Genomic DNA, 14987 nt, shown 5'->3' on the forward strand with positions numbered 1-14987 from the left:
GAATGATCCTGATCCGAAAGATCTGAAGAGGTCTGAAGGGGTCTGAAGGGGTCTGAAGGGGTCTGAAACGGTCGATTGATCCCTGCTGTGCCGCCTCAGTCGGTGCGTGCGCCGCCGAGGTCGCCCTTCCAGCGGCGGTAGAGGCGGTGCTCCACGCCCGCCGCGTCGAGCACCCGTCCGGCGACGAAGTCCACCAGGTCCTGGATGTGGGTGGCCCCGGCGTAGAAGGCCGGCGAGGCGGGCACGACGGTGGCGCCCGCGTCGTCGAGGGTGACCAGGTGCCGCAGCGTCTGCCCGTTCAAGGGGGTCTCCCGTACGGCGACGACCAGCTTGCGGCCTTCCTTCAGGGTGACGCTCGCGGTCCGCTGCAGCAGGTCCTTGGACAGCCCGAGCGCCACACCCGCGACCGCGGCGGTGGACGCCGGCACGATCAGCATGCCCTTCGTGGGGTACGAGCCGGAGGACGGCCCCGCCGCGAGGTCCCCGGCACTCCAGTGCCGTACCCCCGCGATGTCCGGGTCGAAGGTGCCCGGCTTTCCGTCCGCCCCCCGGGACAGCCAGGCGCGCAGGTCGTCCTGCCAGTGCGCGTCCCGGAAGGGCAGCCCGGTCTCGTCGAGCAGCGTGAGCCGCGAGGCGCGGCTCACCACCAGGTCCACGCTCTCCCCCGCCGCGAGCAGAGCACGCAGCACAGCAGCCGCGTACGGCGTCCCGGATGCTCCGGACACCCCCACGATCCAAGGCACGCGCTGCGATTCTCCTGCGTTCACATCTTGAGCGTACCGGTGGACGGGACGGTCAGACGGTCAGCCCCCGCACCAGGAGGTCCAGCAGCGCACAAGCGAACAGGGCGATGCCGATGAAGCCGTTGACGCTGAAGAACGCCCTGTTGAGGCGGGAGAGGTCGGTCGGGCGGACGATGGTGTGCTCGTAGACGAAGGCGCCCGCCACGATCAGCAGGCCGAGCCAGAAGAACGCGCCCGCGCCGGTGGCGACCGCGTACCAGACGAGCAGCAGCGTGGTGACGGCGTGGCAGACCCGGGCGGCCTGGATGGACGCCGGGACGCCGAAGCGGGCCGGGACCGACCTGACGCCGGTCTCGCGGTCCGACTCCACGTCCTGGCAGGCGTAGATCAGGTCGAAGCCGCCGATCCAGATGCCGACCGCGAGGCCCAGTATCACCGCGTCCCAGGACCACTCGCCGGTGATCGCCAGCCAGCCGCCGATCGGGCCCATCGCCTGGGCCAGCGCCAGGATGGCCTGCGGGTAGTTCGTGAACCGCTTGCCGTAGGGGTAGACCACCATCGGGATCACCGCGACCGGCGCGAGGGCCAGGCACAGGGGGTTCAGCGCCGCCGCCGAGCCGAGGAAGACCACCAGCGCGATCAGCGCGCCCGTCCAGGCGTGCTTCACCGACATCGCGCCGGTGACCAGCTCGCGGTGGGCGGTGCGGGGGTTGCGGGCGTCGATCTCGCGGTCGATGATCCGGTTCACGGCCATGGCGAAGGTGCGCAGGCCGACCATGCAGACGGTGACCAGCAGCAGCCGGCCCCAGTGGATGTTCTCGTCCCACTGGAACATCGCGGTCAGGGCGGCGATGTAGGCGAACGGCAGCGCGAAGACCGAGTGCTCGATCATGACCAGGCGCAGGAACGCCTTGGTGCGGCCCGGCTGGGGAAGCGCGGCAGAGGCGGAAGTCACAGTCCGTACTCCTTCCACCGGCGGTCCACCTTCGCCGCCGTCTCCGGGTCCGACTCCACCATGTCCGGCCAGCCGCCGTCGCGGGTGTAGCCCTCCTCGGGCCACTTCTTCGTCGCGTCGATGCCCGCCTTGCCACCCCAGAACTGCTGGTAGGAGGCGTGGTCGAGATGGTCGACGGGACCCTCGACGACCGACAGGTCACGGGCGTAGTCGGTGTTGCCCAGCGCCCGCCAGGCGACCTCGTGCAGGTCGTGGACGTCGCAGTCGGAGTCGACGACCACGATCAGCTTCGTCAGGGACATCATGTGGGCGCCCCAGATCGCGTGCATCACCTTCTGCGCGTGCTTGGGGTACTTCTTGTCGATCGAGACGATCGCGCAGTTGTGGAAGCCGCCGGCCTCGGGCAGGTGGTAGTCCACGATGTCCGGGACGATGATCTTCAGCAGGGGCAGGAAGAATCGCTCGGTGGCCCGGCCCAGGGGCCCGTCCTCCGTCGGCGGGCGGCCCACGACGATCGACTGGAGCAGGGGGCGCTTCCGCATGGTCACGCAGTCGATCTTCAGTGCGGGGAACGGTTCCTGCGGGGTGTAGAAGCCGGTGTGGTCGCCGAAGGGGCCCTCGGGGAGCATCTCGCCCGGCTCCAGCCAGCCCTCGATCACCACCTCCGCCTGCGCCGGGACCTGCAGCGGGACCGTCTTGCAGTCGACCATCTCGATCCGCTTGCCCGCGAGGAAACCGGCGAAGAGGTACTCGTCGATGTCGCCGGGGAGCGGGGCGGTGGAGGCGTAGCTGACGGCCGGGGGGCAGCCGAAGGCGATCGCGACCGGCAGCCGCTCGCCCCGGCGCGCGGCGACCTGGTAGTGGTTGCGGCTGTCCTTGTGGATCTGCCAGTGCATGCCGATGGTGCGCCGGTCGTGGCGCTGGAGGCGGTACAGACCGAGGTTGCGGACCCCGGACTCCGGGTCCTTGGTGTGGGTCAGCCCCAGGTTGAAGAAGGAGCCGCCGTCCTTGGGCCAGGTGAACAGGGCGGGCAGGGCGTCCAGGTCGACGTCGTCCCCGTGCAGGACGACCTCCTGCACCGGCGCGTCGGAGGACTTGACCTTCTTCGGCGGTACGTGGGCCATCGCGCCGAGCTTGCCGAAGGCCTCCCGCACGCCCACGAAGCCGTGCGGCAGCTCGGGCCTGAGCAGCCCGCCGATCTTCTCGCTGATCTCGGCGTAGGACTTCAGGCCGAGGGCCTTCAGGAGCCGGCGGTCGGTGCCGAAGACGTTCATCGCGAGGGGCATCGAGGAGCCCTTCACGTTCTCGAAGAGCAGTGCCGGGCCACCTGCCTTCTGCACCCGGTCGACGATCTCCCCGACCTCCAGATACGGATCGACCTCAGCTTTGACGCGCTTGAGGTCGCCTTCGCGTTCCAGTGCCCTGAGCAGGGAACGAAGATCGTCGTAAGCCATGGGGTCAAGTATCCCCGAGCGGCTACCCTGGCCTTGTACCTGGGGGCTGTGATCGCGTCCCCGACCACCGATCGCTGGAGGGCCCCATGCTCCGGGTGCTGATGTTCCTGGTACCGCTGGCGCTGAGCATCTACGCCTTCATCGACTGCATCAGCACGAAGGACGAGGACATCCGGCACATCCCCAAGCCGTTGTGGGCGATCCTCGTGCTGCTGTTCCCGCTGGTCGGGTCGGTCTCGTGGCTGATCGCGGGCAAGAAGCGCAGCCCGGCCGCCGAGGGCTGGTCCGGGGTGCGCACGGGCCGCTCCCAGCAGTGGGTGGCGCCCGACGACAACCCGGACTTCCTGAAGTCCCTCGACGAGGACGACGACAAGAAGAAGCGGGACGAGCCCTGACATGGAGCTGCGGCTCCTCGTCACCTTCGAGAAGGTCGCGACCGTCCTGAGCTTCACGCGGGCGGCGACCGAGCTGGCGTACGCGCAGTCCAGTGTCACCAGTCAGATCCGGGCCCTGGAATCCTCCCTCGGCACCGAGCTGTTCGACCGGCTCGGCGGGCGGATCCGGCTGACGGAGGCGGGTGAGCGGCTGTTCCCGTACGCCCGGCAGATCATCGAGCTGAGCGCGGAGGCTCGGGCCGCGGTGACGGCGGCGGAGGAGCCGACGGGGTCGCTCGTCGTCGGCACCATGGAGTCGCTGACCTCCTACCGGCTGCCCCCACTGCTGGAACTGTTCCACCACCGCTATCCGAAGGTGCGGCTCGCGCTGCGCACGACCATCGGCGACGAGACCCGGCAGGCGCTGCGGCAGGGGACGTACGACCTCGGCTTCCTGATGGAGGCGGAGACGGACCATCCCGGCCTGGAGAGCGAGGTGCTGGCGGTCGAGCCGCTGGCGCTGGTGGCGGGCGCCCCGGTGGAGGTCTCGGGGACGGCCGATCTGCTCCGGCATCCGCTGCTCGCCACGGAACCCGGCTGCGCCTACCGGGACTTGCTGGAGCGGGAGCTCAAGTCGGTGGACCCGGCGGTGGAGTTCATGGAGTTCGGCACCATCGAGGCGACCAAGCGGGCGGCGGCGGCCGGTCTCGGGATCGCCTTGCTGCCCGAGGTGACGGTCGCCGCCGAACTCGCGGAGGGGTCGTTGGTGCGGCTGCCGTGGGAGCCGCCGTTCACGCTTCGGACGCAACTGGCGTGGCGGGCCGGGAAGCGGCTTCCGGCGCACGCCCGGCTGTTCCTGGAGCAGGCACGGAAGCTGATCGCCGAGCAAGGGTGACCTTCAGGCTCGCCGTCACGATCAGCGGGACGCCGAGCGCCTGGACCAGGCCGATGTGATGGCCGTACACCGCCCAGTCGACGGTCATCGCGACCGCCGGGTAGACGAAGGCGAGGACGGCGATCTTCGGGGTGGGCAGCTGGGCGTAGGCGGCGTACATCAGGACGTACATCAGCCCGGTGTGGATGACCCCGAGCCCGACCAGCCAGCCCCAGTCCGCGCCGGTGCCGGCCATCGCGCCGAAGTCGGCGAAGGGCAGGAGGAGCGGGATGCCGACGAGGACCTGGACCAGGGCGATGAGGTGCGGGCGGACGCCGGTGATTCTCTTGGTGACGACGGTGGACAGGCCGTAGAGGAGCGCGGCGAGGAGCGCCTGGCCGAGGCCGAGGACGTACTCGCCCGAGGCGCCGGTCAGGTCCCCGGGGCGGACGCCGGAGACGAGGACCAGGCCCGCGAAGGCGACGCCGATCCAGCCGGCCTTGGCGGCGGTGATCCGCTCGCGGAAGAGGACGGCGCCGAGCAGGACGACGTAGAACGGCTGGGTGTGGTAGACGACCGTGGCGACGGAGATGGACGTGTTCTCGTACGACTGGAAGAGGAAGACCCAGTTGAAGACGATGAACACGCCGCCGAGGACGGCCAGTCCGAGGGTGCGGGGCGTGAAGCCGAGGCCGCGCTCACGGAACCAGCCGCGGGCGAGGATGTAGCCGCCGAGGGCGAGGGCGCCGAACAGGACGCGGAAGAAGACGACGTTGAAGGGCGAGGTGCCCGACTCGACGACGAAGACACCGAGGGTGCCGGAGAGCACCATCGCCGCCGCCAGCTGAACTGAGCCCTTGCTCTGTGAGGTCATGGCGGTGACGCTACGAGCCGGTGTCGGCGCAGGTCCACGGGCTGCTGGGGCGTCCTGCCGATGGGCCCATCGAGGATGCCGATCAGTTGGCTTCAGCCTGTCCGACGTGCACGACCTTGATGTGCTCCGTGCCGAAGGCGTCCTGGATCAAGGGCTCGGCGGTGCCGGGCTCGTCGACCCCGACATGGACCCAGCCCCGCTCGTCGACCCCGACCTCGCGGAGCTGGAAGGTGCCGTCCCAGCGGTTCATGTCCTCGCTGATCCGGTTCGCGAGGGCGTCGAGGTCCTTCCGGTTGGCGTCGGTGTCGTGGATCCGGACGGTGACGCCCTGCTCGGCGGCGTCGCAGACGGCCTTGTCGAAGGCGGCGGAGGGGATGCGGTAGAGGTCGGCCGCGGTGTCGTCCTGGTCGACGGAGAGCCCGGTGAAGGACCCCGCGTACCGCTTCGCGGCGAGTCGGTCGATGTGGGCGAGGGTGCGATAGAGGGGGGTGTCGTCCGGGTTGTCGTCGGTGCCTGACGCGGTGGGGGCGGGACGGGTGCCGACGCACTCGTCCGTCGCCGCCTGCCGCAACTTCTCGACCTCGAGGGGCAGTTCGCCGTTCCGGCGGACGGCGACCAGGAGGAGGTCGTCCGGGTCGTCCCCCACGGCGATGGCCACCTCGGGGTCCAGGCCCTGGACCCGGTACGCCGTCACCTCGCGCGCGGGCGAGCCGTCGTCGCTCGGGGTGTCGTCGCAGGGGGGCTCTACCGCCGTGCCCAGCTTCCCGCCCCGCTGGAAGTCGATGTTGGCCACGTCCCCGTACTGGCGGTCGTCGTAAGCGACGCGGTACGCGCAGACCGCGTCCGCGGTCCCGCCCCCGCCCGCCTCGGCGCAGCCGACCGCGCTCAACGCCACGACCGTGATCCCGGCCATCACCACTACCGCCCTCATGGATGCCCCCTCTTCCCGCTGCCCGTGACTTGGACGTGGCAGGCACCGGTTTCGTTCGGCCAGAGTGGACCCATGGATCAGGCACAGGCACGCACCTGGCTCACCACCGCCGTCGAGGAGGCCCGCGCCGGGCTCGCCGAGGGCGGCATCCCGATCGGCGCGGCGCTCTACGGCGCCGACGGCACCCTGCTCGGCCGCGGCCGCAACCGGCGCGTCCAGGACGACGACCCGTCGACCCACGCGGAGACGGCGGCGTTCCGGAACGCGGGACGGCAGCGGTCGTATCGCGGGACGACCATGGTGACGACCCTCTCGCCCTGCTGGTACTGCTCCGGGCTCGTCCGGCAGTTCCGGATCTCGCGGGTCGTCATCGGGGAGGCCGTCACCTTTCACGGCGGGCACGACTGGCTGGCCGGGCACGGCGTGGAGGTCGTGCTGCTCGACGACCCCGAGTGCGTCGGGATGATGCGCGACTTCATCCGGCAGCGGCCCGAGCTGTGGCACGAGGACATCGGGGAGTGAGGGCCGGGTTTCCCGGGGTCTTGTCTCGTCGGGGGCCTACCGCAGTAGCTCGATCAGGCGTTCGAAGCGGGTTCTCCAGCGGTCCTCCGGCTCCGTTCCGCCCTCGTACTCGTGGGTGAAGCGGAGGGCGCTCGCCTCGTCGCCGTCGCGTTCCAGGTGGAAGCGGATACGGCCGCCGCCCGCCACGGTGTACTCGGCGACCCGGTCCACGTCCCAGGCGGTGACCTCCCCGGCGCCCAGGCCGCGCAGGGCGACGATCCCGCCGAGCCGGGGTTCGAGGACATCGACGTCGGTGAACCAGCCGGCCAGCCCCTCCGGGGTCGCGAGGGCCGGCCAGACCTCTTCCATGCGCTTCGGGAGCCGCACCAGGAAGTGCAGGACGCGCGTGCTCCCGTCGGTCCGGCTGGTGCCCTGTTCGATGGGTCCGGTCATGACACCAGCGTAGGTTCAGAACCCCACGGACTGCAGCGCGCCCAGGCCCACGTCGGCGTAGGAGTGCTTGCCGGAGACGAAGATGTTGACGCCGTAGTAGTTGAACAGCCAGCAGGCGAAGGCGATCAGGGCCAGGTAGGCGGCCTTGCGGCCCTTCCAGCCGGCCGTGGCGCGGGCGTGCAGGTAGCAGGCGTAGGCGACCCAGGTGATGAAGGACCAGGTCTCCTTGGGGTCCCAGCCCCAGTAGCGGCCCCAGGCGTCGCCCGCCCAGATCGCGCCCGCGATGATCGTGAACGTCCACAGCGGGAAGACGGCGGCGTTGACGCGGTAGGAGAACTTGTCCAGGGACGCCGCGGCGGGCAGCCGGTCCAGCACCGAGTTCGCGAACCGGCCCGGGGTGCCGCCGCCCGCGAGCTTGTTCTCGTAGCTGTCCTTGAAGAGGTACAGCAGCGAGGAGAGCGCGCCCACGTAGAACACCGCGCCGCAGAAGATCGCCGTGGAGACGTGGATGTACAGCCAGTACGAGTGCAGCGCGGGAACCAACTGGTCGCTGTCGGTGTACAAGACAGTGACGGCGAGACCGAGATCGAGGAGGACCGTGGTGATCAGGAACAGCCCGAGCCAGCGCACGTTCTTCTTCAGCGCCAGCAGCGTCAGGTACACCCCGACGGCGACCGTGGAGAAGGTGATGTTGAACTCGTACATGTTGCCCCACGGCGCCCGCTGCACCGACAGGGCCCGGGCGAGCACACCGCCGAACTCGATGAGGAAGGCGAGCACCGTGAGCGAGACGGCGATACGGCCGTAGAGGTCGCCCTGCTCGTCCCCGCCGTGCGCGCCGGGACCGTCGGGCACGTCGCGGGTGCCGCTCGCGGCCCGGACGACGACCTTCGGCCGCTCCAGGACGGCGGTGCCGCCGGCCTTGCGCACCGTGACCGCCGGAGCGCCCGCCTTCTGCGACGCGGTGAGCGCGGCGGCGGTGCGGCCGACCTTGCTGCGGCTGCCGAAGAGCCATTCGGCGATGTACGCGAAGAACGCCAGGGTGTAGACGGCCATCGCGGAGTAGATCAGCGTGTTGCTGAGGCTCGCGAGGCTTTCGTTGGTTGCGGCGGCGAGAGTCACTTCTCAGCCCCTTCGGCAGGTACAGCGGGGTCGGTTGTGGGTTCGGGGTCCGGCGCGCCGGGCGCCGCCTGTTCGTACAGGATCCCGGCGAGGTCGCCGAGCTCCTCGGGCACCTTGGCGGACTCGCTGCGGCCGAGCCCGGCCATCTCCACGACGGTCACCCCGTCGGCGCCCCTGACCGCCCGCACCCACACCCGGCGGCGCTGGATGAACAGGGAGGCGGCCAGGCCGAGGATCGCGGCGAGGGAACCGGCCAGCGCCCAGCCGCTCGCGGGCTGCTGGGTGATCTGGAAGTTCGCCCACTCCTTGGTGCCCTCGTAGGTGATCGAGCCGGCGCCGCCGGGCAGCTTCACGGTCTGCCCGGGCCGCAGGTTCTCCCGCAGCTGCTTGCCCTTGGCGTTCTTGAAGCCCTTCATGTGCTTCTTGTCGAGCTGGTACACGCTCTGCGGGATGCCCGAGTTGACGCCGAGGTCGCCGTGGTAGGGCTCCAGGTTCAGCACCGGGTTGATCAGGGCGGGGAAGGTGGAGGCGACCTCGCTGCCGGCGGTGTAGGTCGGCAGGAAGAAGGCCTTGATCCCGAGCTGCTCGGTCACGCCCTCGGCGTTCTTGTAGCCGTCGAGGACCTTGATCACGCCGGTGGAGGTGACGTTGGAGTCCAGCGGCAGCAGCGGCACGGCGTCCCGGAACACCACCTTGCCCTTGCCGTCCCGGACGGTGACGACGGGGGCGTAGCCGTGGGCGGTGAGGTAGACCTTGGAGTCGCCGATCTCCAGCGGCTGGTTGACCTTGACGGTCGTCCTGCGGTCCTTGCCGTAGGCGCCCTCGGAGTAGGTGAGGGTGGTCTGGTAGGTGCGCGGGGTGCCCTTGTTGGGGCCGGTGGTCTCGTAGGTGCCGGTGAAGTCGCCGAGGGTGAAGCTGAACGGCGTCAGGTCGTCGGTGCTGAAGAGGTTGCCGGACTTGAAGTCGTCGTAGGAGATCAGGGTGTTGGAGAAGCCGTTGCCCTCGACCAGGAGCTTGTTGCCCTCGGACTTGAAGAGCTGGCCCCAGGCGAAGGCGATCAGCATCACGATCAGCGCGATGTGGAAGAGGAGGTTGCCGACCTCGCGCAGATAGCCCTTCTCGGCGGCGACCGCGTCACCGTCGACATGCGCGCGGAAGCGGTTCTTCTTCAGCAGGGCGAGAGCGGCCTCGCGGACCTGCTCGGGCTCCGCCTCGGTGCGCCAGGTGGTGTAGGCGGGCAGCCGGGTCAGCCGCTTCGGGGCGCCCGGCGGCCGGCCGCGCAGCTGGCCCACGAACTGCCAGGTGCGCGGCACGATGCAGCCGATGAGGGAGACGAACAGCAGGATGTAGATCGCGGAGAACCACACCGAGCTGTAGACGTGGAAGAGGCCGAGCTTGTCGTAGACCGGCGCGAGGATCTCGTGCCGGTCGCGGAACTCGGCGACCTTCGTCTCGTCGCTGCCGGACTGCGGGATCAGCGAGCCGGGGATCGCGCCGAGGGCCAGCAGCAGGAGCAGCAGCAGCGCGACCCGCATCGAGGTCAGCTGCCGCCAGAACCAGCGGACCCAGCCGACGACCCCCATCGCGGGCAGGTTCGCCGGCTCCTCCTTGGGGGCGGTCGAGAGCTGGGAGCCGGCGGCGCCGAGGTCCTGGTCTTCGACGCGGTCGGTTGTCGTCTTGCTCATCGGTCAGATCCCCACGGTGAATCCAGCGGACCAGGACTGCATGTCCTGTACGAGGCTGTCCCAGGCTCCGGTCAGCAGCAGCAGACCGGTGACGATCATCATCGCCCCGCCGATCCGCATCACCCAGACGTAGTGGCGCTTGACCCAGCCGAAGGCACCGAGCGCCTTGCGGAAGGCGACCGCGGCGAGCACGAACGGCACGCCGAGGCCCAGGCAGTAGGCGACGGTCAGTATGGCACCGCGGCCCGCGCTCGACTGCTGCGACGACAGGGCGAGCACGGAGGCGAGGGTCGGGCCGATGCAGGGCGTCCAGCCGATGCCGAACAGCGCGCCGAGCAGGGGGGCGCCGACCAGTCCGGCCACCGGCCTGCGGTGGAAGCGGAACTCCCGCTGGGTCATCCAGGGCATCAGGCCCATGAAGAACACGCCCATGAGGATCATGAGCCCGCCCAGCACCTTGGACAGGACGTCCTGCTGCTCCTGGAGCGTCGCCCCGAAGTAGCCGAACAGGGCCCCGCCGGAGACGAACACGGCGGTGAAGCCCGCCACGAACAGGGAGGCGCCCGCGACCATCCGGCCGCGCCGGGCCTCGGCCAGGTCGGTGCCGCTGATGCCGGTGACGTAGGACAGATAGCCGGGGACCAGCGGCAGCACGCACGGGGAGAAGAAGGAGACGAGTCCGCCGAGCAGCGCGATGGGCAGAGCGACCAGCAGGGCGCCGTTGAGCACGGTGCCGTTGTAGCCCTCCGCGGCGAGCGTGGTGAGCGCGCTCACGTCACTTCTCCGCGAGGACCGGGTCGATCATCCTGCGGAGTTTCTCCTCACTGAGCGCGGCCAGCGAGCGGGCCGCGATCTTCCCGTCCCGGTCGAGGACGAGCGTGGAGGGGATCGCCTGCGGGTTGAGGGTGCCCTTCTCGAAGCGGAGCATCAGCTTGCTGCTCGGGTCGTACAGGCTCGGGTAGCTGACGCCGTACTGCTCCTCGAAGGCGCGGGCGCTGCGGATCTGGGGGTCGGCGACATTGATGCCGACGAACTGCACGCCCCGCGACTTGAGGTCCTTGTGGACCTTCTCGAAGTTGGGGGCCTCGGCGCGGCAGGGGGCGCACCAGGAGCCCCACACGTTCAGGACGACGACCTTGCCCTTGAAGGACGAGACCGCGAGCTGCTTGTCGTCGAGGGTCTTCCCGGACAGGTCGGGGGCCGCGTGGCGCTTGCCCTTCGCCACGGTGGAGATGCCGTCCTTGCCCATGATGAAGTTCGTGTCACCGCCGCCGCCCGAGGTGCCTCCGGACGTGCACGCGGACAGCAGCGACGCGGCGACGACGGCACCGGCGAGGGTCAGGGGGGCGCGACTGGCGGCACTCATGTGAAAAGTTTCGCATGTCCGTTCCGGGGATCTTGCACACCCCCCTTGCAGGTGAAAACCCGCATTTCAGAAGCGCTTCCACCCTTCCGCGGGCGCCTGGCCGACGTCCAGTGTGCGCAGCTTGTCCAGGACCTCCGGCGACTGCACGTCCAGCCAGTCCGTGAACTGCCGGAAGGAGACGAGCCGCACGTCCCCGCCCTTCTCCTTCTCCCGCGCCATGTGCTTCAGGGCCTCCTCGACGGCGTCCATGTAGATGCCGCCGTTCCACTGCTCGAAGTGGTTGCCGACGAAGAAGGGTGCGCGGTTTGTCTCATACGCCCGCTTGAAGCCCGATATGTACGCCTGGGCCGACTGCTCGCGCCAGGCCGGGTAGTTGTGGGCGGGGGCGTTGGTGGAGTTCACGGACTGGTTGGCGAGCATGTTGTAGTCCATGGACAGGACCTCGAAGCTCCGGCCGGGGAAAGGTATCTGCTGGAGCGGCAGGTCCCAGATGCCCTGCTTCTTGGTGGGCCAGACCTGGCGGCCGCCGGGCGAGGAGGCGTCGTAGCGCCAGCCGAGGTCGCGGGCGACGGGCAGCAGGTTGTCCTGGCCGAGCAGACAGGGCGTGCGGCCGCCGACGAGTTCCTTGTCGTAGTCGAAGGGCAGCGGGGGCAGGTCGGTCCAGCCGCTGTGGCTGCGCCACTCCTTCACGAAGGACTTCGCCTGGTCGATCTCGCTGCGCCACTGCCGCGGGGTCCAGTTGCCGACCGAACCGGAACCGGCGCAGAAGTGGCCGTTGAAGTGGGTGCCGATCTCGTGTCCGTCGAGCCAGGCGCGGCGGACGTTCTTCAGGGTGTCCTTGATGTGCGCGTCGGTGAGGTAGCCGATGTCGGAGGCGCCGCGCGGGTTGTTCGGAGGGTCGTAGAGCCGCTTCTTGGACTCGGGCAGGAGATAGAGCCCGGACAGGAAGAAGGTCATGCCGGCGCCGTGCTCCGCGGCGAGGTCGAGGAAGCGCGGGAAGAGGCCGTTGCCGACCTCACCGGCGCCGTCCCAGGAGAAGACGACGAACTGGGGTGGGATCTGCCCTGGTTCCAGCGGCACCGGCCGCTCGGGCTGCTTCGGCTGCTTGCCGGTGTACGCGGTGGAGCCGTCGCCGATGAGACGGGCCGACGGTTTCGGCCCGGAACCGGCCGGGCGGTGATCCGCGGAACCCCGGGAGGGGGTCGGCCCCTCTGACGGGGTGGAGGTCCCGCACCCGCCGAGTCCGACCGCGGCGGCCCCGGCGACGCCGAGTCCGAGTGCTCCCCTGCGGGTGAGAGTGCGCATGGCATCCCCGTTCGTCACGTTCTGTGCTGGTCACCCAGTCAGAGGACGTGACGAAGGGGGAGGTTCCGGCGGATCACATGTATTTCACAACAAATACGAAGAATGGGCACTAAGGCCCTGAGAGGGCTCAGGGCCCCTTCAGGCCCCGAATGCCTTGTTCTTGCCCTTGACCGGCCGTGCCCCGGCCCGCAGATGCGGCGGAACCAGGTCGATCGCCGGCTCGCTGTAGCCGACCGAGACGATCCGGTCGCCCTGGAACGTGAACGTCGTCAGGGACGCCAGCGTGCACTGGCGGCGGCGCGGGTCGTGCCACAGTCGGCGCTTCTCGACGTAGGACCGCACGATCCAGATCGGCAGCTGATGGCTGACCAGCACGGCCTCGTGACCGCGCGCCCGGTCCTTGGCGGTGTCCAGGGCGCCCATCATCCGCACGACCTGGTCGAAGTACGACTCGCCCCAGGACGGCTTGAAGGGGTTGACCAGGTGCTTCCAGTTCCCGGGCCGCTTCAGGGCGCCGTCGCCGACGCCGAAGGTCTTGCCCTGGAAGACGTTGTCGGCCTCGATGAGCCGCTCGTCGGTGGCGAGGTCCAGGCCGTGCGCCTTGGCGATCGGCGTGGCGGTCTGCTGGGCCCGCTCCAGCGGGGAGGAGCCGACATGGGTGATGTCCCGGGCGGCGAGGTGCTCGGCGACCCGGTCGGCCATCTGCCGGCCCAGCTCGGAGAGGTGGTAGCCGGGGAGCCGGCCGTAGAGGACGCCGTCCGGGTTGGCGACCTCGCCGTGCCGCATCAGATGGACGACGGTGATGTCGGAGCCGCTCATGCCCGCGCCTCCGCCGCCGCCCGGGCCGCCGCCGGAAGAGCGTCGGCGATCTTCTGCACGGCCCGCTCGTCGTGGGCCGTGGAGACGAACCAGGACTCGAAGGAGGACGGCGGCAGATAGACGCCGTTCTCCAGCAGCGCGTGGAAGAAGGCGGTGAAGCGGAAGGACTCCTGCTTCTTGGCGTCCTCGTAGTTCCGCACCGGCCGGTCGGTGAAGAACACCGAGAACATGTTGGAGGCGGTCTGCAGCCGGTGCGCGACGCCTTCCTTGGTGAGCGCCTCGCCGACGAGGGTCCGGATCTGCTCCGACACGGCGTCGACCTTCTCGTACGCGGCGTCGTCGAGGAGCCGGAGCTGGGCGAGCCCCGCGGCCGTGGCGACCGGGTTCCCGGAGAGGGTGCCGGCCTGGTAGACGGGCCCGGCGGGCGCGAGGTGCGCCATGACGTCCGCCCGGCCGCCGAAGGCCGCAGCCGGGAAGCCGCCGCCCATGACCTTGCCGAAGGTCATCAGGTCGGGGACGACACCGTCGACGCCGAACCAGCCGGCGCGGCTGGTGCGGAAGCCGGTCATGACCTCGTCGGAGATGTAGAGGGCGCCATTGGCCTGGCAGGCGTCCTTCAGCCCCTGGTTGAACCCGGGCAGCGGCGGTACGACGCCCATGTTGCCCGGCGAGGCCTCGGTGATGACGCAGGCGATCTCGCCCGGGTGCCGGTGGAAGGCCTCCTGCACGGCCTCCAGGTCGTTGTACGGCAGCACGATGGTGTCGCCGGCCTGGGCGCCCGTGACACCCGGGGTGTCCGGCAGCGCGAAGGTGGCGACGCCGGAGCCGGCGGCGGCGAGGAGGGAGTCGACGTGGCCGTGGTAGCAGCCGGCGAACTTGACCACCTTGGTGCGCCGGGTGAACCCGCGGGCGAGCCGGATCGCGGACATGGTGGCCTCGGTGCCGCTGGAGACGAGGCGCACCTGCTCCACCGGGCCGACCCGGTCGACGATCTCCTCGGCGAGCGCGACCTCGCCCTCACCGGGCGTACCGAAGGAGGTGCCGCGCGCGACGGCCTCCTGCACGGCGGCGATGACTTCGGGGTGCGAGTGCCCGAGGATCATGGGCCCCCAGGAACAGACGAGGTCGACGTACTCGCGTCCGTCGGCGTCGGTGAGGTAGGGACCGGTGCCGGACACCATGAACCGGGGTGTTCCGCCCACCGCGCGGAAGGCGCGCACCGGGGAGTTCACGCCGCCGGGCGTGACGGCCGCCGCACGGTCGAACAGAGCCTGCGACTCAGGCGCATCGTATGAATAGGGCAGTGAGCTCATGTCGTGCGACTTCTCCGACCTTCTCCGACTGCTCGGACTCCGGTTGCCAGTGACCTCCTCAGGGTAGGCCAGTGGGCGTCCGGGGCTGTGGGCCCGCTCTCCTCCGACCGGACATCCGACTCCTACCCCCGGGCGATCTGCGAAACTGGGGGCTGGTACAAGATCCTGCGGACAGGTGTTTCAGCGCGCACGTTTCGGCGAGCGGCCGTGGGGGAGGT

At 69.9% G+C, this 14987-nt stretch carries 16 protein-coding genes; 3 read left to right on the forward strand and 13 right to left on the reverse strand.

What is annotated here, in order from left to right; all coding sequences use genetic code 11:
• Positions 1-95 precede the first annotated feature (95 nt).
• Genes ACWD11_RS03760 through ACWD11_RS03770 form a run of 3 tightly spaced genes read right to left on the reverse strand, consistent with a single transcriptional unit; the run spans position 96 to position 3152 of the window.
• The gene (locus ACWD11_RS03760) at positions 96-743 is read right to left on the reverse strand and encodes a UbiX family flavin prenyltransferase (protein WP_389415544.1); all 648 of its coding nucleotides are present in this window, start codon (positions 741-743) and stop codon (positions 96-98) included.
• Positions 744-795: 52 nt separating this feature from the next.
• A complete protein-coding gene (mqnP, locus tag ACWD11_RS03765; protein WP_389415545.1) occupies positions 796-1698 on the reverse strand; it encodes a menaquinone biosynthesis prenyltransferase MqnP in 903 nt (300 codons plus the stop codon).
• Positions 1695-3152 (reverse strand): menaquinone biosynthesis decarboxylase, encoded by a 1458-nt coding sequence (locus ACWD11_RS03770; RefSeq protein WP_250070818.1) that lies wholly within the window; start codon positions 3150-3152, stop codon positions 1695-1697. The genes mqnP and ACWD11_RS03770 overlap by 4 nt, the downstream gene beginning before the upstream one ends.
• 86 nt (positions 3153-3238) lie before the next feature.
• Here ACWD11_RS03770 and ACWD11_RS03775 point away from each other — a divergent pair, with 86 nt between their 5' ends.
• Positions 3239-3547 (forward strand): PLD nuclease N-terminal domain-containing protein, encoded by a 309-nt coding sequence (locus tag ACWD11_RS03775; protein ID WP_389415546.1) that lies wholly within the window; start codon positions 3239-3241, stop codon positions 3545-3547.
• Between the two features lies 1 nt (position 3548).
• Entirely contained in the window at positions 3549-4421 is an 873-nt protein-coding gene (locus ACWD11_RS03780) for a LysR family transcriptional regulator (RefSeq protein WP_451281052.1), read from the forward strand.
• Here the strand turns inward: ACWD11_RS03780 and ACWD11_RS03785 are convergent.
• Complete coding sequence (locus ACWD11_RS03785) at positions 4318-5274, reverse strand: DMT family transporter (RefSeq protein WP_451281054.1); 957 nt, start codon at positions 5272-5274, stop codon at positions 4318-4320. The genes ACWD11_RS03780 and ACWD11_RS03785 overlap by 104 nt on opposite strands.
• An 82-nt stretch (positions 5275-5356) precedes the next feature.
• Entirely contained in the window at positions 5357-6205 is an 849-nt protein-coding gene (locus tag ACWD11_RS03790) for a DUF6281 family protein (RefSeq protein ID WP_451281055.1), read from the reverse strand.
• Positions 6206-6277: 72 nt separating this feature from the next.
• Here ACWD11_RS03790 and ACWD11_RS03795 point away from each other — a divergent pair, with 72 nt between their 5' ends.
• Positions 6278-6727: a nucleoside deaminase gene (locus ACWD11_RS03795; RefSeq protein WP_389415550.1), complete on the forward strand. Its 450-nt coding sequence runs from the start codon at positions 6278-6280 to the stop codon at positions 6725-6727.
• A gap of 36 nt (positions 6728-6763) precedes the next feature.
• On the opposite strand, the gene ACWD11_RS03800 is transcribed toward ACWD11_RS03795, so the two are convergent.
• The 8 genes from ACWD11_RS03800 to hemL all read right to left on the reverse strand — a co-directional run bounded on the left by ACWD11_RS03800 (position 6764) and on the right by hemL (position 14769).
• Positions 6764-7159: a hypothetical protein gene (locus tag ACWD11_RS03800; RefSeq protein ID WP_451281057.1), complete on the reverse strand. Its 396-nt coding sequence runs from the start codon at positions 7157-7159 to the stop codon at positions 6764-6766.
• A gap of 15 nt (positions 7160-7174) precedes the next feature.
• Positions 7175-8281, reverse strand: a complete 1107-nt coding sequence (ccsB, locus tag ACWD11_RS03805; protein WP_389415552.1) for a c-type cytochrome biogenesis protein CcsB — start codon at positions 8279-8281, stop codon at positions 7175-7177.
• Positions 8278-9966 (reverse strand): cytochrome c biogenesis protein ResB, encoded by a 1689-nt coding sequence (gene resB / locus ACWD11_RS03810; RefSeq protein WP_451281060.1) that lies wholly within the window; start codon positions 9964-9966, stop codon positions 8278-8280. Before resB ends, ccsB begins: the two co-directional genes overlap by 4 nt.
• Positions 9967-9969: 3 nt before the next feature.
• Positions 9970-10740, reverse strand: coding sequence for a cytochrome c biogenesis CcdA family protein (locus ACWD11_RS03815; RefSeq protein ID WP_383311253.1), 771 nt, complete (start codon positions 10738-10740; stop codon positions 9970-9972).
• Position 10741: 1 nt separating this feature from the next.
• Positions 10742-11332: a TlpA family protein disulfide reductase gene (locus tag ACWD11_RS03820; protein WP_451281062.1), complete on the reverse strand. Its 591-nt coding sequence runs from the start codon at positions 11330-11332 to the stop codon at positions 10742-10744.
• A 66-nt stretch (positions 11333-11398) separates the two neighbouring features.
• Positions 11399-12637 (reverse strand): hypothetical protein, encoded by a 1239-nt coding sequence (locus tag ACWD11_RS03825; protein WP_451281064.1) that lies wholly within the window; start codon positions 12635-12637, stop codon positions 11399-11401.
• A gap of 138 nt (positions 12638-12775) precedes the next feature.
• Positions 12776-13456 (reverse strand): histidine phosphatase family protein, encoded by a 681-nt coding sequence (locus tag ACWD11_RS03830; protein ID WP_389415556.1) that lies wholly within the window; start codon positions 13454-13456, stop codon positions 12776-12778.
• Positions 13453-14769, reverse strand: a complete 1317-nt coding sequence (gene hemL / locus ACWD11_RS03835) for a glutamate-1-semialdehyde 2,1-aminomutase (protein WP_389415557.1) — start codon at positions 14767-14769, stop codon at positions 13453-13455. Before hemL ends, ACWD11_RS03830 begins: the two co-directional genes overlap by 4 nt.
• Between the last annotated feature and the right edge of the window lie 218 nt (positions 14770-14987).

Source organism: Streptomyces sp. NPDC002776, from assembly GCF_053592195.1.

Coding starts and splice junctions, on each gene's coding strand:
- ACWD11_RS03830 (WP_389415556.1), bottom strand. CDS start 13,456: ATGAGCGGCTCCGACATCACCGTCGTCCATCTGATGCGGCACGGCGAG.
- ACWD11_RS03800 (WP_451281057.1), bottom strand. CDS start 7,159: ATGACCGGACCCATCGAACAGGGCACCAGCCGGACCGACGGGAGCACG.
- ACWD11_RS03785 (WP_451281054.1), bottom strand. CDS start 5,274: ATGACCTCACAGAGCAAGGGCTCAGTTCAGCTGGCGGCGGCGATGGTG.
- ACWD11_RS03780 (WP_451281052.1), top strand. CDS start 3,549: ATGGAGCTGCGGCTCCTCGTCACCTTCGAGAAGGTCGCGACCGTCCTG.
- ACWD11_RS03790 (WP_451281055.1), bottom strand. CDS start 6,205: ATGAGGGCGGTAGTGGTGATGGCCGGGATCACGGTCGTGGCGTTGAGC.
- hemL (WP_389415557.1), bottom strand. CDS start 14,769: ATGAGCTCACTGCCCTATTCATACGATGCGCCTGAGTCGCAGGCTCTG.
- ACWD11_RS03820 (WP_451281062.1), bottom strand. CDS start 11,332: ATGAGTGCCGCCAGTCGCGCCCCCCTGACCCTCGCCGGTGCCGTCGTC.
- ACWD11_RS03825 (WP_451281064.1), bottom strand. CDS start 12,637: ATGCGCACTCTCACCCGCAGGGGAGCACTCGGACTCGGCGTCGCCGGG.
- resB (WP_451281060.1), bottom strand. CDS start 9,966: ATGAGCAAGACGACAACCGACCGCGTCGAAGACCAGGACCTCGGCGCC.
- ACWD11_RS03775 (WP_389415546.1), top strand. CDS start 3,239: ATGCTCCGGGTGCTGATGTTCCTGGTACCGCTGGCGCTGAGCATCTAC.
- ACWD11_RS03795 (WP_389415550.1), top strand. CDS start 6,278: ATGGATCAGGCACAGGCACGCACCTGGCTCACCACCGCCGTCGAGGAG.
- ACWD11_RS03770 (WP_250070818.1), bottom strand. CDS start 3,152: ATGGCTTACGACGATCTTCGTTCCCTGCTCAGGGCACTGGAACGCGAA.